The sequence below is a fragment of the Coleofasciculus sp. FACHB-712 genome (genome assembly GCF_014695635.1).
Taxonomy (GTDB): Bacteria; Cyanobacteriota; Cyanobacteriia; order Cyanobacteriales; family FACHB-T130; genus FACHB-T130.
Genome location: NZ_JACJOQ010000437.1, coordinates 1 through 2,807, shown reverse-complemented (window position 1 = coordinate 2,807; position 2,807 = coordinate 1). Strand labels below are relative to the sequence as shown.

The 2,807-nt window shown below is 46.0% G+C and carries 4 protein-coding genes and 1 pseudogene; 4 read left to right on the top strand and 1 reads right to left on the bottom strand.

From position 1 onward, the window contains the following. Positions 1-23: 23 nt before the first annotated feature. The 4 genes from H6F50_RS13525 (at position 24) to H6F50_RS13510 (ending at position 2,705) form a co-directional block, all read left to right on the top strand. Positions 24-254, top strand: a complete 231-nt coding sequence (locus tag H6F50_RS13525) for a CopG family transcriptional regulator (RefSeq protein WP_190429093.1) — start codon at positions 24-26, stop codon at positions 252-254. Then, a complete protein-coding gene (locus H6F50_RS13520; RefSeq protein ID WP_190429092.1) occupies positions 241-600 on the top strand; it encodes a type II toxin-antitoxin system PemK/MazF family toxin in 360 nt (119 codons plus the stop codon). The genes H6F50_RS13525 and H6F50_RS13520 overlap by 14 nt, the downstream gene beginning before the upstream one ends. Beyond that, positions 590-727 carry a hypothetical protein gene (locus H6F50_RS13515; RefSeq protein ID WP_190429091.1) on the top strand — a complete coding sequence of 46 codons (138 nt, stop codon included), beginning with the start codon at positions 590-592 and terminating at the stop codon, positions 725-727. The genes H6F50_RS13520 and H6F50_RS13515 overlap by 11 nt, the downstream gene beginning before the upstream one ends. A 118-nt stretch (positions 728-845) precedes the next feature. Next, on the top strand, positions 846-2,705 hold the full coding sequence (locus tag H6F50_RS13510) for an N-6 DNA methylase (protein ID WP_190429090.1): 1,860 nt from the start codon (positions 846-848) through the stop codon (positions 2,703-2,705). Here H6F50_RS13510 and H6F50_RS27100 read toward each other — a convergent pair. Continuing rightward, positions 2,702-2,807 (bottom strand): annotated as a pseudogene (locus tag H6F50_RS27100) (IS630 family transposase); the annotation flags it as partial. The gene H6F50_RS13510 and the pseudogene H6F50_RS27100 overlap by 4 nt on opposite strands.

The following is a 2,807-nucleotide window of genomic DNA, read 5'->3' as shown; positions in this document are numbered from 1 at the left end:
TACCATACCCAAAACTCATACTGATGCAGAAAGTCACAATCTCTTTAGAAGATGACATCCTGCGATTTGTAGATCGGCAGGCAAAAGGCAACCGCAGCGCCTATATTAACGATCTGCTTGCAGAACACCGCCGCCGTATTTTGGAGGCACAAATGATTACCGCCCTCCAACAGGATGCTAAAGATCCAGAGTACCAAGCTGAAATTGCAGCTTGGGATAGTGTAACTGGGGATGGCATGAATGCCAGCGAGTAATTTAACTTATCGGCGGGGAGAAATCCGTTGGGTAACGCTCGATCCGACAATAGGGGCTGAGGCGCAAAAAACCCGCGCTTGCTTGATTGTGCAAAATGACATTATGAACCAATATGGGCTTCTGACAATTGTGATGCCGTTTCGACCGGGAAATAAAGAAGCCCCTTACGTTGTGAATGTTAAAGCAACATCTTCCAATGGATTAGACCAAGACCGTTTTATTGATGTCGGGCAAATTCGTGCTGTCGATCATCGTCGCGTTTTAGGTTTGGTGGGTGTGATGGAGGAAGAATATTGGGAACAGATTCGCTTTAGTTTAAATGTGGTTTTGGGGTTTGCGATCTAAAGGTATCAAGGAATTAGATAAAAAATTAGAAGAATGCGATCGCGCTTTGTATTGGGTAGAGTGCGATCGCGCTGCTGTGGGAAGGGGGAAGAGTGCGATCGCTTTGGCTGTGACGGGGCGAGGATGAGATCGCGCTTACTCTGATAACAGACCTTTGAGAATCACAACGTAACAGATACGCAGAGGACGGTTATTGGTATTAATACAAAAGCAGCTATGCAGCTATGCCTCAAAGTGCCAAAGCAATGTCCAAGATACTCACAGCCTTACCAGACGGGAAAATCAGCGACTTCATCGACCAGAAAATCCGCAACGACACGCCCGAAGAATATGTTCGCCAGAACATAGAGCGTCGTCTTGTACTGGAATTAGATTACTGCATTGAACAAATCGCCGTTGAGTTTTCTGTCAAGCTGGGAAGCAAACGTCACCGTGCCGACCTCGTTATCTTTCGAGAAGGTCAAGAGCATACACAAGATAATGCCTGGATCATCATTGAGTGTAAACGTGACTCAACTCAGCCCTCTGATCGGCGTGAGGGTATTGATCAACTTAAGTCCTATATGTCAGCTTGCCCTAACGCTGAATGGGGAATGTGGACAAATGGACAATACAAATCTGTCTTCCGACGTGTTGTTGCACAAGGTCAGGTTGTCTGGGAGGAACCCAACGACATTCCTTCGCGCACTGGAAATGCAGAGGAAGTTAACCGCCCCCAGCGTGAGAATTTGAAGAACGCAACAGACGACAATCTGCTGTTTTCCTTCAAAATCTGCCATAACCATATCTACGTTACTGACGGACTCCAGAAGCAACCAGCTTTCTTTGAATTGCTGAAGGTTATATTTTGCAAGATTCACGATGAGCGTAATCTTCCCAATCCTCTCGATTTCTACGCTACAGCCCAAGAGAAAGCGAGTAACGACGGTCGGTTAACTGTAGCTAATAGGATTGGTAAAATTTTTGATGCAGTGAAGACTCGTTACCCTACTATTTTTGATGCCAACGATCGCATTAAACTCCAGCCTCGTTCTCTTGCCTATGTTATTGGCGAACTCCAACGTTATAGCTTTCTGGACACAGACATTGATGTAAAAGGGAAAGCTTACGAGGAATTAGTTGGTGCTAACCTGCGGGGGGATCGCGGAGAATTTTTCACGCCACGTAACGTACAGACGATGGCGGTAAGAATGCTGGATCTTCGTGTTGACCAAAAGTTTCTCGATCCAGCTTGCGGTACTGGTGGCTTTTTGGTTATCGCCATGAACGAGACGATCAATCGGCTACAGACTGCTACAGGAAGCCAGTCTAGCAGAGGGATTCGTGCCGCCCTGCATGAGCGTATTCAAGAAGTAGCTAGCCAATGTTTTTTCGGGATTGACATCAATCCGGATCTAGTCAAAGCCACCAAAATGAACATGGTGATGAACAACGACGGGTCTGGAAATATTTTGCGGCAGGATAGCCTTCTGCATCCTCATCAGTGGGATGATACCTTTCGGAAAAAGTTTGCTGATGCCCTCAAGATTGACCCAGCAAACCTGCGTAGTGCTAAAGACTTGGCTCTCTTTGATGCTATTGCGACAAATCCCCCCTTTGGTTCCAAGTTGCCAATTAAAGACCGAGAAACACTCAGTCAGTACAAGCTGGGTTACGTTTGGCGGAAGACAGAACACGGCTGGGAACCGACTGAGGTGTTGCAAGGTTCTCAGCCTCCAGAGATTCTTTTCATCGAACGGTGTTGGCAGTTTCTTAAACCAGGCGGACGCATGGCAATTGTCCTGCCAGATGCCATTTTAGGTGCGCCCGGTCTGCTTTATGTCCGTTACTGGATGCTGACTCATTGCCGAATTGTTGCTTCTATTGACCTCCACCCCGACACTTTTCAGCCTCGCAATGGTACACAAACTTCGGTGCTTTTACTTCAGAAGAAAACCGAGGAAGAAATGAATCGTGAGACGATGCAAAGACAAATTCGAGACTACGAAATCTTCATGGCTCAAGTGAATGCTATTGGTCATGACAAACGTGGTAACAAAGTCTACAAGCGCAATGAGGATGGCGAAGAAATTCTCGTTCCTGCTGAGTCAGAAATAAGTGCTTAAGCAAAATTAATTACATATTCGGTTCCGACTTTTTTTAGCACATTTTTGACATACTTTACTAAACTTTTCCAGTCCCGATAAGCCTCTATCTCTATCCATTCA